The 15,045-nt window shown below is 38.7% G+C and carries 15 protein-coding genes and 4 tRNA genes; 2 read left to right on the forward strand and 17 right to left on the reverse strand.

The genetic code is table 11. The annotated features are described in order from the left end of the window. Positions 1-259 precede the first annotated feature (259 nt). From ABVZ64_RS08815 to ABVZ64_RS08840, 6 genes are all read right to left on the reverse strand, one after another. Entirely contained in the window at positions 260-985 is a 726-nt protein-coding gene (locus ABVZ64_RS08815) for an ATP-binding cassette domain-containing protein (RefSeq protein WP_352400641.1), read from the reverse strand. Continuing rightward, a complete protein-coding gene (locus ABVZ64_RS08820; protein WP_352400642.1) occupies positions 973-2,460 on the reverse strand; it encodes a hypothetical protein in 1,488 nt (495 codons plus the stop codon). Before ABVZ64_RS08820 ends, ABVZ64_RS08815 begins: the two co-directional genes overlap by 13 nt. Positions 2,461-2,472: 12 nt before the next feature. Continuing rightward, the gene (locus ABVZ64_RS08825) at positions 2,473-3,321 is read right to left on the reverse strand and encodes a hypothetical protein (protein ID WP_352400643.1); all 849 of its coding nucleotides are present in this window, start codon (positions 3,319-3,321) and stop codon (positions 2,473-2,475) included. Then, a complete protein-coding gene (locus ABVZ64_RS08830) occupies positions 3,318-3,704 on the reverse strand; it encodes a GntR family transcriptional regulator (RefSeq protein WP_352400644.1) in 387 nt (128 codons plus the stop codon). Before ABVZ64_RS08830 ends, ABVZ64_RS08825 begins: the two co-directional genes overlap by 4 nt. Positions 3,705-3,875: 171 nt before the next feature. Next, positions 3,876-5,699 carry a glutamine--fructose-6-phosphate transaminase (isomerizing) gene (gene glmS / locus ABVZ64_RS08835; RefSeq protein WP_352400645.1) on the reverse strand — a complete coding sequence of 608 codons (1,824 nt, stop codon included), beginning with the start codon at positions 5,697-5,699 and terminating at the stop codon, positions 3,876-3,878. Between the two features lie 22 nt (positions 5,700-5,721). Further along, entirely contained in the window at positions 5,722-5,880 is a 159-nt protein-coding gene (locus ABVZ64_RS08840; RefSeq protein WP_352400646.1) for a hypothetical protein, read from the reverse strand. Positions 5,881-6,132: 252 nt separating this feature from the next. Between ABVZ64_RS08840 and ABVZ64_RS08845 the strand changes: the two genes are divergently transcribed. Together ABVZ64_RS08845 and ABVZ64_RS08850 are read left to right on the forward strand one after the other, a co-directional pair. Further along, a complete protein-coding gene (locus tag ABVZ64_RS08845; RefSeq protein ID WP_352400647.1) occupies positions 6,133-6,984 on the forward strand; it encodes a LytA/YqiH family protein in 852 nt (283 codons plus the stop codon). 181 nt (positions 6,985-7,165) lie between these two features. After that, on the forward strand, positions 7,166-7,645 hold the full coding sequence (locus ABVZ64_RS08850; protein ID WP_352400648.1) for a GNAT family N-acetyltransferase: 480 nt from the start codon (positions 7,166-7,168) through the stop codon (positions 7,643-7,645). A 127-nt stretch (positions 7,646-7,772) separates the two neighbouring features. On the opposite strand, the gene ABVZ64_RS08855 is transcribed toward ABVZ64_RS08850, so the two are convergent. The 11 genes from ABVZ64_RS08855 to ABVZ64_RS08905 all read right to left on the reverse strand — a co-directional run bounded on the left by ABVZ64_RS08855 (position 7,773) and on the right by ABVZ64_RS08905 (position 14,957). Further along, positions 7,773-9,353: an NAD(P)/FAD-dependent oxidoreductase gene (locus tag ABVZ64_RS08855; RefSeq protein ID WP_352400665.1), complete on the reverse strand. Its 1,581-nt coding sequence runs from the start codon at positions 9,351-9,353 to the stop codon at positions 7,773-7,775. Continuing rightward, positions 9,346-10,110 (reverse strand): tRNA pseudouridine(38-40) synthase TruA, encoded by a 765-nt coding sequence (gene truA / locus ABVZ64_RS08860; RefSeq protein ID WP_352400649.1) that lies wholly within the window; start codon positions 10,108-10,110, stop codon positions 9,346-9,348. The genes ABVZ64_RS08855 and truA overlap by 8 nt, the downstream gene beginning before the upstream one ends. Continuing rightward, positions 10,107-11,750 (reverse strand): putative manganese-dependent inorganic diphosphatase, encoded by a 1,644-nt coding sequence (locus tag ABVZ64_RS08865; protein WP_352400650.1) that lies wholly within the window; start codon positions 11,748-11,750, stop codon positions 10,107-10,109. Before ABVZ64_RS08865 ends, truA begins: the two co-directional genes overlap by 4 nt. Positions 11,751-11,915: 165 nt before the next feature. Further along, positions 11,916-12,566: an SdpI family protein gene (locus ABVZ64_RS08870; RefSeq protein WP_352400651.1), complete on the reverse strand. Its 651-nt coding sequence runs from the start codon at positions 12,564-12,566 to the stop codon at positions 11,916-11,918. Beyond that, positions 12,559-12,834 carry an autorepressor SdpR family transcription factor gene (locus ABVZ64_RS08875; RefSeq protein ID WP_352400652.1) on the reverse strand — a complete coding sequence of 92 codons (276 nt, stop codon included), beginning with the start codon at positions 12,832-12,834 and terminating at the stop codon, positions 12,559-12,561. The genes ABVZ64_RS08870 and ABVZ64_RS08875 overlap by 8 nt, the downstream gene beginning before the upstream one ends. 214 nt (positions 12,835-13,048) lie before the next feature. Beyond that, on the reverse strand, positions 13,049-13,717 hold the full coding sequence (locus tag ABVZ64_RS08880; RefSeq protein WP_352400653.1) for a CatA-like O-acetyltransferase: 669 nt from the start codon (positions 13,715-13,717) through the stop codon (positions 13,049-13,051). Then, positions 13,714-14,295, reverse strand: a complete 582-nt coding sequence (locus ABVZ64_RS08885) for a helix-turn-helix domain-containing protein (RefSeq protein ID WP_352400654.1) — start codon at positions 14,293-14,295, stop codon at positions 13,714-13,716. Before ABVZ64_RS08885 ends, ABVZ64_RS08880 begins: the two co-directional genes overlap by 4 nt. Positions 14,296-14,426: 131 nt before the next feature. Then, a tRNA-Cys gene (locus ABVZ64_RS08890) sits at positions 14,427-14,497 on the reverse strand. A gap of 232 nt (positions 14,498-14,729) precedes the next feature. Further along, positions 14,730-14,800: transfer RNA gene (locus ABVZ64_RS08895), tRNA-Cys, on the reverse strand. Between the two features lie 6 nt (positions 14,801-14,806). After that, positions 14,807-14,878 (reverse strand) — tRNA-Glu (locus tag ABVZ64_RS08900). A gap of 7 nt (positions 14,879-14,885) precedes the next feature. Then, positions 14,886-14,957: transfer RNA gene (locus tag ABVZ64_RS08905), tRNA-Asn, on the reverse strand. Between the last annotated feature and the right edge of the window lie 88 nt (positions 14,958-15,045).

Genomic DNA, 15,045 nt, shown 5'->3' on the forward strand with positions numbered 1-15,045 from the left:
GCTAACTTATAATTCTCGTGAAAGTATAGCACAGCCCCCTCCTGATGTCAATTATACTGATTTTACGGCAAATTAAGCCTTAATCTATATTCATACAAAAAAACCACTTGGCATTATTACAATCAAATAGGACTTAATATTCGTCTTAACTTAAACCAGTTATAACTTTCTCCAGAAAAACCCTCCCCACAAAAAATAGTCCCAATATACATTCATTTTTTTAACATCATAATGTATACCGGGACTTAACCATCCATCACTATTCCATCTTATCTAACAGGGAATAAAAACTATTTTCCTGATAACCTATGGTCTCCTTCATTAATTCTTGAATGGTCTTACTTTCTCTTCTCAACTCATCCAACATAATATCGACAGCAATTTTATTACCTTTCAAAATGATTACACGATCCACAAAATTTTCAATTTCTCCAATTTCATGGGTCGTTATAAAGATAGTTTCATCGCCGCTAAGTGTTCCTGCCAAGGCCTGCATAAAATCTTGACGTGTAAACATATCTTTCCCAACAAAAGGTTCGTCCATAATGATATATGGCGTGCGCTTTGCCATTCCTGCTGCGATCTCTACTTTTGCTTTTTGACCCTTAGACATTTTTTTAATAGGACGCATCTCTAGCTGAAAGAAATCTAACAGCATATCATAATATTGTCGATCAAACGTTGGAAAAAAGTCCTGCAAAAAATCACCATAGGTCTTTGGTGTCAAGTCGTTAAAATATGTTCCTGCTTCACTAATGTAAGCAATTTGTCCTGAGGCTTGTTGGGGTATTTTTCCGTCAATCAGGACGTGTACATCCCCGTCAGGGACCAATAAACCTGCAATGAGCTTTAAAAGAGTGGTTTTTCCTGCACCATTTTCTCCCAACACTGCTACAATCTGCCCTGTGGGTACAGAAAAGGATATCTTCTCCAAAACCGTTGAATAATTTGGATAGGTAAAATATAAGTTATTTATCTCCACCATATACTTTGCCCCCTTCCATTTATAGGCACAACATCAGAAATCAGACGTTTCCTTTGCCCTATGATACCATCTATATATTGGGTCTTCATGGCTTCTTCCAAATAGACAGCATTTTTCGCAATGTTATACCCAGACAAGTTCTTTAAACTATCCTCCGAATAATCTGTTCGGAATACTCCCTGGTATAAAACACCGCCAGTGTCGCCATTGGTAATGCAAATATAAACATCATAATTATAGTTATATGGAATCTTTGTTTCCTCCTCAAAATCCATATACACATCCAAAACCAAATTATTTCTGCAAGCAGAAAGTAATTTCCCTCCATTTTCACCGTAGCACTTAAATCTTTTTAATCCTTTTTCATCTACCTGATAAATGCCATCTATCAAGCATTCCCAAACCTGTGAATTTTTTTCTTTCTCAACTACATCATACATTTTAAAATAAATGGACACAGTCCCATCATCCCATACGGTAACCTCTGCCTCTGTCTGATCTATTTTTCGGCTCTGCTCACGCGAAAGCAAATCTTGTGCCTTTCGGTTACCCTCAAGATCATAGATTTCGAACAATAAGTTTTCATTCTCCACTCTAAATATACCAAGCGAATTATCACCTACCCCAAACATCCCAAGTACCTGGTTGGATGGATCTATGGGAAAAGAACAAAGAACCTGTGCATCTCCATACTCCGCAGTATTGTAAATGCCAGGATCCACATATTGAGCCTCTGGAGCCTTAAGCCCATCCTCCTTTATACGATAAAGGGATGTTTCCCCTACACAATTGCTTTTGGATCCCACTAAAATATAATATGCATCCCCCTGTCTAACACAGTACGATTGCATACCTAAATCATCAAAAGACGCGTATCCGGCGTAATTTTCGGTGTTTCCTCTATATCCTCTAGTATAGTAGTAATCTTTGTCTTGTATGGTCATACCTGTACGTAACCTTGCTTCACCGACACCTTCTAACCCCCAAAAGTTTAAGTAAACATCTATTTTGTCTGCAACAATGGTTTCGCCTGCGGTAAATTCATCATAAGCAAAATACCCTTTTTCAATCATTTCCTCGTGGATTCCCTCTTTTTTTTGAATAGAGGCACCATGAGAAGGTGCCGAGTCTGCATAAGAATTCATATCATTTTGAAACATTGAATTATAATAGTCATAATGATACTTTTGAAATCCCTTTATACCTGCCCGCTCTGCAAAAAATAAGTTGCGCACTTGCTCTGACCCCATGGAATAAAATCTTGTAGAAAGATCCCCATCCTCTATGCGAAAGGTAAACGCGTGTGTTCCATCTCCCGTTATCCCCTCTAAGGGGAAAAGACTTAAGTATTCTCTTTGGCCTTCTATATCTTCTAGATAAAAGATACCCTTATCTCTAAGCTTGGTCATTCCGCCAATAAAAACCGAGAAAATGAGGATAGATATGACCATTACCCAAATAACTCTATTTCTCATAACCATCCCTCCCTAAATTTCTTTTCTACGCTTCAATTTGTATAAAGCAGCACAAATCAAAGCTACCCCAGTGAACACGGCACCAACGGAAATAAATTTACTCGTAGGTAGCAGTTTTTTCCCAGAATAAAAGAAAAAACCATCAAACAAAACCCAAGCCTGGTAAATCGAAACAATAAAGCCTCCAAGACCAACGATAAGCAACCCTATCCGAGTAAAAATAAACTCATTATAAAGCCCTGCAAACACAATGGCAACAGCGGATAAAAACATCCCTGACCATAATGCTAAGCACTGTATCCAAGATGTTGGAAAACACGTTGACAAAAAAACACTCCTCTGGAATGCTAGAAAGAACCCATTGGTAATCCTTGCATCTAACTTTCTTAGAGTCACTTGTTCGGAAATATATAATACCGCCTCAGAGGCTGCTTTTTCATACATATTTGTTATAGGAAAATAAAGCAGTACCATGACAATGAACCACGCTAAAAAATAAAGCATAATAGAGGTTATAGCCAACAAAAAGAACGCCATAAAAACCTCACTTCGCTTCATAGGCAAGGTCAATAAAGAATACATCCCTTTCCCATTGGTATAAAAACTGTTTATTTGAATAAAGAGTGAGGCAAAAAGTATAATCAAACCAAGTAAAAATACAAATCCAGCACCACTATAGTCCACAACTAAATCATATGTACGAAATTCAATGGCAATATGATTGTACATATCTCTATTATTCAAGTCCCCAACCAAAAGCAATATAATTGCAATTACCAATGAAATTGCTAAAATATATCGCTCATATTTACGAAAAAACCAAGCAAACAAATAATTACAAAGCTTTAACATATTTTTCATTCTTTCGCCCCCATTTCCCACTCCATTTGAAGCAATTCCATTACCTCCTCAAGGGATAGTTTATTTTCTTTTGCCCTTTTTACAAACTCTGCCACAATATCTGCTGTCATTTGACGCTGAATCTCGATCAACATTTCCTCATCAAAATACAAAATGCTCACAGTGTTTTTGGGCGTTAACACCAAACCTGCCTCTTCCATAGCCTTGAAGGCCTTTTGAGCCGTGTTGGGATTAATCTTTAGTTGTGTCGCCAACTCCCTTCTTGATGGTAATGGATCCCCTTTTTTTGCCTTTCCAAAAAAAATTTGACGTTTTACAAATCGATTTATTTGTATATAAACTGGTTCCACTGTGTTTAGAGTCAGCTCTGTAAAGTCTAACATATCAAACCCTCCCCAAGTGTACTATATCAATAGTACACTACATAGGTGTATTATATAAATAATACACCTATGTGTCAATAGAAACGCAGTTAAATTTACAATTTAATCCATACAGTCTTCCCTGCTTAACCAATAAAAAAAGCCTTCATGAATTTCATGAAGGCTTTTTATTTATTCTACAGTTACAGACTTAGCAAGATTTCTAGGTTTATCCACATCACAACCTCTTTCAACCGCTGTGTAGTATGCAAACAACTGCATAGGCAAAACATTGTAAGAACTTGTGAACATATCTACGGATCTTGGTAAATAAACAACCTCATCAGCCACATTATCCATATCGTGGCTTCCCTCAGTTGTAATGGCAATTACCTTTGCACCCCTAGCTTTTACCTCTTTCACATTGCTGACCAACTTTTCGAATAATCTTTCCTGGGTTGCAATGGCAATCACCAATGTTCCCTCTTCAATTAAAGAAATTGTGCCATGCTTTAATTCTCCGGCAGCATAAGCCTCACTATGAATATAAGAAATTTCCTTTAGCTTAAGTGAAGATTCCATGGCAGCTGCATAGTCCAGGCCACGACCAATAATAAATACATCCTCACTATGGGCATACCTTTTCGCAAGTTCAGCCATCTGGCCATCCAATTTTAACACTTCCTCGGTTTTTTCTGGCAATTGATGAAGTTCTTGCACATATGCTTGCAAATTTTCCTCATTCATTGTACCACGAACCTTTGCAAAATGAAGCGCCACCAAATACAGCATTGAGAGTTGGGTTGTATAACCCTTTGTAGTTGCTACTGCAATTTCAGGTCCCGCCCATGTATAGATCACATCATCGCTTTCTCTGGCAATGGAGCTACCAACTACGTTCACAATAGACAGCACCTTAAGCCCTTGTTTCTTCGCTTCTCTTAGGGCAGCCAAAGTATCTGCTGTCTCACCTGACTGACTAATAATGATACAAAGATCATTTTTATTCAAAATAGGATTGCGGTAACGGAATTCCGAAGCAATATCAACCTCAACGGGTATTCTGCTAACCTCTTCCATTACATATCTTCCTACAATTCCTGCATGCCATGCACTACCGCAAGCAACAATATGAATGCGGTTAAACTCCCTGATTTCCTTCTCTGTCAACGAAAGAGATTCCAACTCAATTCCTTTTTCTTCGATTCTTGGAAAAATAGTTTTTCTTAGGGCTTCTGGCTGCTCCATAATTTCTTTCATCATGAAGTAGTCATAGCCACCCTTTTCAGCTGCATCAATATCCCATGTTACATGGAAGACATCTTTTTGAATCTGATTTCCATCTAAGTCAAAAAGGGTAACACCCTCCGTGGTTAAAAGTATAATTTCATTGTCATCCAATAAATAATAGTCCCTTGTATATTCCAATAATGCAGGAATATCCGAAGCAATATAGTTTCCATCCTCACTTAGGCCTACCAAAAGAGGACTATCCTTACGAACTGCAATTAAACTATCGGGATGATCGCTACACATAATACCCAAAGCATATGCACCACGAATTTTCCCAATTATTTTTCTTAGGGTGCCAACAGGGTCACCTTCGTAATAATAATCAAACAACTGGGCAACCACTTCTGTGTCTGTTTCCGACAAAAAATGATATCCATTATCTTCCAAAAAATCCTTTAGCTCAATATAATTTTCAATAATCCCGTTATGAACAACAGATATTTTACCGCTTTGGCTATTATGAGGGTGACTATTTCTGTCACTTGGCGCACCGTGGGTAGCCCATCTGGTATGGCCAATACCAATGTGTGAAGATACTGATTCTCCACCTTCAATTTTTTCTGAGAGCATCGCTAACCTGCCCTTTGTCTTAATGGTTTGAATTCCATCCTTATAAACCGAAATACCCGCCGAATCATATCCACGGTATTCTAACTTGGCAAGGCCATTTAGCAAAACAGGTATTGCCTCCTCGTTACCGACATATCCAACAATTCCACACATAATTAAAGTTCTCCTTCATTTTTTATTCGTCCGTTGCCCTTCTTTTTGTCTGGAAAATCCACTCTTCCATTTTGTAGAAAGACCTGCGACCCTGAACGAATGGGCGAGAAGCATCCGCCGAAATTTCGATCACTTCTACCTCGTCAACCGCCCTATCTGCGGTTCTGGCGCTATCATACAAAAAACCATCCCTTCTTCCATATTAACCGATAGGAAGCCCACGATTTGCCATTCTTATCTATGTTATGACAATATCGTTTTGATAGTATAACATTTTTTTTCTAAGGGGTAAAGACTTCTCCTATCATATTTTATGTATGAGGAGGAAAGACTTGCAAAAAAAATTTATAAATATGAAAGACTTTTGTTACGATTCGTTTATAAAATAGGAATATACTATTGTATATGAAACTAGCCTTAAGGAGGACTGTAAATGAAAAAATACATAATTTATATAATTTCTGGGCTTTTATTATTTGGTACAACAGCTTGTAGCAAAAAAATGAATGAACCCCAGGCTCAGCAAAAAGAAACTTCCAACACGCTGCCTCAAGATATGACAGCTATGGTTGAACCCGTTGATTCCCTAGTGCGGTGTATGCTTGAAAATAATAAAACTTATACCCCAACGGATCCCGATTTTTTCTGGAGCGCCCTATATTACTTCTTAGGGGAATACGGAGCAGAACATCCCCTGGTTTCCGAAACAGATGATAATCGCCTAAAAGTTCCAAGAAAGGTAGCACAAGAATATGCTATTGCTCTCTTTGCAAACTATGTTGATTTATTGCCCCTTCCCGAAGGATTGTCTAGCTTTATCACCTATGACAAAAATTGGGATTCCTATTTACTAGAACAAGGAGACCGAGGTCTAGCCGAGACAGTTTTATCAGACTATAAGAAATCCGATGATACATACTCAGTAACAGCGAAACTTCAATCAACCACGGAAGTTCAAGAAGTTTTGGGTGAGTGGAATATTACCATGCAAAAAAATATCTTTGCCGACGGTATTAAAGACCCTAAGTATTTTTACAGCATTACAGATGTTACCCCTATTAACGGTTTGGTTCTCCCACCTCAAGGTGTTTCCGCTATTTTTAACGGCCTCTCCGATAACCATACTGTGGAAGTTACCTTAGAAGATGGAACCATACAAGCCTTTCAGTTTTACAACTCTACCGTGTCTGAAAAATTACATAGTCTAAACGAGGGTGATGCATTTTCACTTAAATACCTGTGTGATGATAAGACAGGATCCTTAACCATTTTAGAAATCGACTAAAGGATTTATACCGCCTTTAAACAATCCTTTTTCCAATAAGGCAACCATGATTCTAGTATTTAAAACTATGGTATCCATCCTACATGGGTACCATAGTTAATGGAGTGGATACCTACAAACTTAAATAAAGTTACCCTCTATATTAAATTAAAACAAATAAGACTACCGAAGGGAGATTTTTATGGAATTGAGTTTTCGCTTTGCAAATAAAGCTGATTCGCCCTTAATAATGCAGTTTATTCGAGAGTTGGCAGATTATGAAAAGATGTTAGATGAAGTAGTTGCCACTGAGGCACTCCTGGAAGAATGGATTTTTGACCAAAGAAAAGCTGAGGTCATCTTCGCCATGGTTGAAGGTGTAGAAATCGGTTTCGCCCTTTTCTTCCACAACTTTTCAACTTTCTTGGGTAAATCTGGTATTTATCTTGAAGATTTATACATCAAAGAAGAATTTAGAGGGTTTGGCTACGGTAGAAAATTTCTAGCAAAATTGGCAAAAATTGCTGTAGATCGCAGATGTGGTCGTTTAGAGTGGTGGTGTTTGGATTGGAATCAGCCAAGCATTCATTTTTATCTATCCCTTGGCGCAGAACCCATGAAAGATTGGACTGTGTATCGTCTTTCAGGGGAAACTTTACATAGCCTGGCAAGAGGTGATTAACCAAAAACTTAAAGGAAATTTTTAGTATATATTGCTAAAAATTTAAGCTTGTTTTTATGAAAAAACTCGTAAGATAGATATAATACTATCCTACGAGTTTTCGTAGTTTTTCTCAAAGTGTTAAGAATCATTGCTGTTTATACTTAGTAAAAATCTTTTCAGCCACAGAAATCCCATCCACAGCGGCAGAAACAATGCCACCTGCGTAGCCAGCACCTTCCCCTGTGGGATAGAGCCCTTCTGCCCATGGACTTTCACCATTCTCACCACGTAAAATTCGTATTGGGGAGGAACTTCTGCTTTCCACTGCCGTTAATACAGCGTCTGCCCTGTCAAACCCCTTTAATTTTTTAGCCATGGCGGGTATTGCCTCTCGCATTGCTTCTGTCATAAAGGCAGGGAAAATCGCATCCAAATCCACCTCTTTTGTTCCAGGAAGATAAGTTGGAGAAACTTCTAAGGTCTCTGCCTTTCTTTGCAAAAATGCACCTACCCTTTGAACTGGTGCAGCGTAGTTTCCGCCGCCTGCCTGAAATGATTTTTCCTCTAGCTTACGCTGAAAATGCATTCCTGCCAAGGGGTGGTCTGAGCCAAAATCCTCCGGGAAAACTTGTACCAGGAGGGCTGAGTTTGCATTTTCACCATCTCTAGAATACTCACTCATTCCATTCACTGCCAATCGGCCTTCCTCTGAAGCCGCAGCCACCACATACCCACCAGGGCACATACAAAAAGTATATACGCCTCGACCCTTCTGAGTGGTATAAGTTAGGCGGTAATCCGCAGGGGGAAGATTCTCTGCTGTAGCTCCATATTGGGCATCATCAATCATTTTTTGTGGATGTTCAATTCTAACACCCATGGCAAAGGGTTTTTGTTCTAAGGATGCACCCTTTTCATGCAACATTTCAAAGGTATCCCTTGCGCTATGACCTATGGCAAGCACAACATCATTGGTTACAATGGTTTTGCCATCTGCTAAGATAACCCCTTGTACTTTTCCACTTTCCACAACAATATCCGTTACCTTTGCAAAAAAATGAATTTCACCGCCAAGAGAAATAATTTTTTCCCGAATTCGCTGTACCACGCCTCGTAATAGATCTGTACCAATATGTGGCTTTGCATCATATAGAATTTCCTCAGGTGCACCGGCCTCCACAAGTTCTTCCAAAACCTTGCGGCATCGAGGATCTTTAATTCTCGTGGTTAACTTTCCATCTGAAAAAGTCCCAGCACCGCCTTCCCCAAACTGAACATTGTTCTCAGTGTCAAGCTTGCCTTCTTTCCAAAATCCCTCTATGGCTTTATGGCGACTCTCCACATCCCCGCCTCGCTCCACCACAATAGGCTTTATACCCATTTCTGCCAAAAGTAAGGCTGCAAACATCCCCGCTGGTCCAAACCCCACAACCACTGGGCGATAGTTACATTTTATTTTTCCCTGTATGAATGAATACGAAAAATCTGGCGTCACTGTAATATTTTTACCTTTTGTCTTGGCTAATATCTTTTTCTCGTCCTTAACTAGAACATCAACTACATACACATAGTGGATTTGATCTTTTTTTCTTGCATCTATCGACCGACGAAAAACTTGTAGTTCCACGATGGCCTCCATAGGGAGACCCAAGGCCCTAGCTGCTTTCTTTTTTAGTTGTTCCTCCGTTCCATGAATAGGTAGTTTTAAATCAGTTATTCTAATCATTTCCATCCTGCCCTTCTTCATAGAATACTTCTTTTAATGCAAGCCCTTTGGCTGGCGCTGTAAAGCCTGCTTTTTTTCTATCTAATGCCTCTAATATTAAGGGGATTTCTTCAGGCTTGTATTTGCCTTCGCCGACCTCAATAAGCGTTCCAGTCATTATTCTTACCATTTGATATAAAAATCCATTTCCATAATAAGCAATAGTGACTTTGTCCACAGAGCAATAAAACTGAATATCATATATTTGGCGTACAGTGGATTTCTTCATACGCTTATTGGCACAAAAACTTTTAAAGTCATGCTCACCCAAAAAGAACTTAGACGCCGTCTTCATTTTCTCAATATCTAAGGATTTCTGGCTCCAAAAAACATACTTTCTATCAAACACTGGGGGTTTTTTGCTATTCCATATGGTATATTCATAAATTTTGGCCTTTGCACTCAACCTGCTGTGAAACTTTGGACTAACCGCTTGAATGAACAGCACCGCTATATCCTCAGGTAGCTTTTCATTAATGCTATCCATCAATTTTTCTGGCGTTCCCAACCAATTCATATGAAAATTAGCAACTTGTCCATAGGCATGGGTTCCCGCATCTGTTCTGCCTGAGCCATAAATTTCCGTAGGGCATCCTGCCAAAGCAGTAAGGATGCCCTCCAATTTTTCTTGTATGGTATTATCTGTGTTGCCTTGCTTCTGCCAACCATTATATCGGCCGCCATCATAGGCAAGAATTATTTTATAATTTTTCATCATATCAATTGTTGAATCCCATTTAGTATTTTAGGAACAAACTGTTTCTTTCTAGAAACCATTCCCGGCAGTAGAATCCAATCATCTTCCATCTTACCACAAAATGCTGCATCAACAACCTCTTTCGCCTTATCTCCAACAAACACCAACTCTGAAGATTCGGTAATGATATTCGTTAATAAGAAAAATAATATGTCACAGCTACCCTGGATAGATTTCATATAGGCGGCAATTTTGGGGCGTAATTGAGCCAGCTCATCCTGATCCAAAGAGGAAATCTGCCCAACACCAAAGCTTAGGCCACCACCACTAAACTTTTTGAAATCCTGGTAAAAGATTTCCTCAGGAGCCTTATCACCCAAGCAGCTTCCAGCTCGGAACATCTTTTCAGCATACTCCTGAATTTCAATCCCCGCTACCTCAGCCAAAGCCTCCGCAGCCAATTTGTCCTTTTCTGTGCAGGTAGGAGAGCGGAACATTAATGTATCTGATAAAATAGCAGAACATAACAGCCCAGCAATTTTAGGTTCAACCTCAATCCCGTTTTCTAAATACATTCCATAAACAATTGTTGCCGTGCATCCAACGGGCTGGTTACGGAAATACACAGGCATTGTAGTTTCCAAGCTACCCAAACGATGATGGTCGATAATTTCAATAATTTCCGCCTCATCTATACCGTCTACAGCTTGAGATTTTTCATTATGATCCACCATAATAATTTTCTTCTTTTCCGTGTTCAACAGAGAACGTCTGGAAAGCATACCACAGTAGTTTCCCTCATGATCCAAAACAGGGAAGTCTCTGTGCCTAATTTTTGATAACACCGATTTTATATCTACGATAAAATCATCTTTATGGAACGTAATTAAATTTTCTTTCCGCATAAAATAGCCAACAGGAGTACTTTGGCTCATTAATCTTGCTGTCATATAGGTATCATGAGGTGTGCTGATAATTTTACAGTTGTTTTCAATAGCCAATTTCTGAATGGTTTTAGAGACTGGAGCCCCCATACAAACAACAATACACCCTGCATTCATTTCAATCCCACAAAGCTGACTCTCAAAGCGGTTCCCAGTGATCACAATATCCCCCTCATCCAGGTATGATTCCAATAAATCGGGATTTGCAGCACCAATCAAAATTTTCCCCTTTGTTACAACGTCATTCTCATCGCCTACAATCATTTTGCCATCGATGGTCTCCAGAATATTTGTATATTTGGTATGGGACATTGCAAGAATATGAGTTTCGTATACATCCATATTTGCTGTAGCAATATCTTTAACAGAAATAATTCCCACAAGTTTTCCATCCTGTGCTACTGGCATTGTGGCATCCCCTAAGTCACGCATGGTATTCCATGCTTTTTTTAAGGAAAACTCTTTACTGATTGCAGGTGTGGTTTTAATCGTTACATCACTCACCTGCGTGCCAACATGGTCTATAAACTCGGGAACATCAACTTCAAAATGTTCCAAAACAAATTTTGTTTCATTGTTAATTTCTCCTGCCCTTTTTGGAGCAAAACTACCTTCGTTTAACTTGTTTTTTAATGCTGCATAAGCAATAGCAGCGCAAATGGAATCCGTATCAGGGTTCTTATGTCCAATCACAAAAACAGTTCTCTCTTTTTGCATATTCTTAACCTCCCAAGGAGAAAAAAATTCCCTCTAAAAAATTGACGGTAAAAGCATCTTTGGCTATCATTGAACTCAGTATAGCCGTAAATCTTTGTACCGTCAACATTTTTTGTTAGCATGCTCACTATTTTATGCAAGCCCTAATAAATTAGAGTTTCTTTACTACTTCTCTATGGATTTTATCTCATTTTGATACCAAACATATGACATTAACGTTGGCGCCAACACAATCAAACATACTAAACCAATGGTTATATACTGCATCATTTGTATGGGAAAAACAAATGCACTTAAAAACATAACCAAACCACCAAAAAAGAACATCTTGCCACCCAGCCTTTGTGTTTTATTCCAAACTGTTTCACTGCTTAAAGCCCAAGGAGTTTTTATTCCTGTAAAATAATTGGATTTAACCTTTGGCATCATATTGCCCAACAGAACAAACATTAAGCCAACTGTTCCGCTTACTACACGTATCACTGGTATTCGTCCAGGAAAAAGTGTTTCTAAAATCACAATCCCCATTGTCACGGCCATAAAAACTTCTATTATTAAAACAATTCTTTCATAGACAGGAAAAAATTTTGAATAGTTCTCTCGTCTAGGATCAATTTTAGCCATAAGGGGCATAAATACCCCCATGGCCAAACTTAAACCTGCAATCAAAAATAGTTTCCACTTTTCTCCATATCTTATACCGCCATCGCTTTGAAACTGCATGGGAACCAAGTCGGGTAAATTTTTATAAACCAAACACACCATAATGAGTGGCAAAGCTCCAAAAAAATAAATAGCTAATCTCTTCTTATTCATCCTTATTCCCTCCGGTAAAAGCTGTTAACCAGCTTAAAATTTCTTCAAAAACTGTCATGTTTAGCTCATAATAAATATACTTTCCTTTTTTCTCATCCATAATCAAACCCGCATTTTTTAAAACGGATAAATGGTGAGAAATTGTTGCCCCTGTAGCCTGGAAATGCTGACCTATTTCACCAGCAGTTTTTTCTCCTGCCTTTAATAAATCTAAGATTTCCCGGCGAGTGGGGTCTCCTATTGCTTTTAATGTTTGTTGAATCCCCAACTGATTACCTCCACTTCATTTAGATATTTATCTAAATATAAAATAACATATATTCAACACTGCGTCAATATCATTTAGATGATTATCTAAATATATTCCCCCATTTCCTGACAGACACTTCTCCTAAGCAATTGGTTCGTAGTTCTTCTTTCAATAAAAAATACCCTAGGTTATCTTCCTAAGGCATTTAATAGGTAATAATCCATTGCATTCTTCAAATCCATTGGGATGGATAATCCATCATACGCTGTAATGCTTCAAAAAAAACTTTCAAATGATAGCCATCTGTTGTTGCATGATGCAACGTAACCGATAATGGCATTAAAATCTTACCCTGTGTCTCAACAAATTTTCCCGCCTCAAAACTAGGAAAATAATAGTCTTTTAAGTTATGGTTATATAGGGAAAAACTCTGAAGTGTAAACCAGGGTATACAAGAAATTACATATCCGTTTGGCAAAGGAATACCCTTTGAGGTCAAAATACCATGGTTGTCACCATATTCCCTTATGTCGCTACAATAACATTGATAAAACTTGGAAAAATTATCATAGTATTCAGTCCACAATAATGAGGTACTTCTGTCATCTTCATGAAATTGTGGATATACAGGAATTAGTCTCTTCCAGTGCCCCAAAACACCGTCCATTACTCCTACTCTAAGCTCCTCTACTTCTTGAATAGCCCTTGTTACAAGCCATAGGTATGCAGGAAAGAACTTTAGCCCTCTAATCTTCAATTCCTTTCGCAACACTGTAACATCCATAGACACAGTAATAGAATAGGTTGTAGGAGCTATTTGGGTGTAATAATAGAAGCTTTGTGCCCTCGACCAATTCTCCATATCTATTGGTTCAAATAGCTGTTCCTCTGTTGTTGTCATTTGGTCACCCACAATCCATGCTTGCTACAACCAAAGTAAAACTTCCCTCCATGCAGCCTGGGTATGCGCAACTCACTACCCTGCTCAGGATATAACTTAACAAAAAGCACCCTGTCATAGGATACATATGCAATAAAACAAATATAATGTTCCTTCCTCATTTCATGTGGAAAGGTGATATAAAAATCATTTTCAATATTCTCTATTTTTAGGCGGTGCTCATCAGCAGCAGGCTTTGGTACCAAGGCTGTCAATTTCCTTCCACAGCATGAGATTTCTGCTTCACTAGTTGATGTCATTACATTGCCACAACATGGGCACATAAAAAATTTTACTCGCTTCATATTTCCTCCATCTGCGTTATTGGGCTCCAAATTCCCCAATAAAATTTTTTCAATATTAACATTTAGTGTCTGAGACAACTCATGTAAAAGTGACACATCAGGACATCCTAATCCGCGCTCCCATTTTGAAATGGTTTTATCACTAATATTCATTAAATCAGCCAACTTTTTTTGTGTCAGGCCCTTTTCTTTTCTCAAATCACGAATTAAACTACCAACTTTATTACAATCCACCCACGCCACCTCCATGTATATATTATAGGTCGTTTCTGTCTACAAACCAATCCACGCTCCGTAGAGTTTTACATAAAAACTCTCCAATAAAAAATGACAAGTCTTCGTTGAAAACTTGTCACACTAACTTAAGGCGCCACCCGGATTTGAACCGGGGATAGAGGTGTTGCAGACCTTTGCCTTACCACTTGGCTATGGCGCCAGATATAAAATTATTATAGTATCTTCCTTACCAATCGTCAATACCTATTTTTCCATACTTTTCTGACAAGTTTTTGCTTATCAGAATTTGTCTCATTTCCAGCTCTTTACTTTACCTTTATGTGTACCCCTCTAAACAAATATACTCTTATAAACAAAATACATTACTCTTTTTTTGCAAACAAAAACACGTCTTAAATTAGCATATGCTAGATTAAGACGTGTAACTTGCAAGGCGCCACCCGGATTTGAACCGGGGATAGAGGTGTTGCAGACCTTTGCCTTACCACTTGGCTATGGCGCCAAAAAATGATCCGTGCGGGATTCGAACCCGCGTTACCGCCGTGAAAGGGCGGTGTCTTAACCCCTTGACCAACGGACCATATGTACTCCCCGTGTTGGATTCGAACCAACGACCCTCCGGTTAACAGCCGGATGCTCTACCGCTGAGCTAACGAGGATCATTGCAAATGACCCACCCTACGACAAAGTATCCTCCACTAACGGGGATGCTCAATCGCTAGGCGATCGAGTTGCAAAATTTGATTC

The organism is Anaerotignum sp., from assembly GCF_040307045.1.
Lineage (GTDB): Bacteria > Bacillota > Clostridia > Lachnospirales > Anaerotignaceae > Chakrabartyella.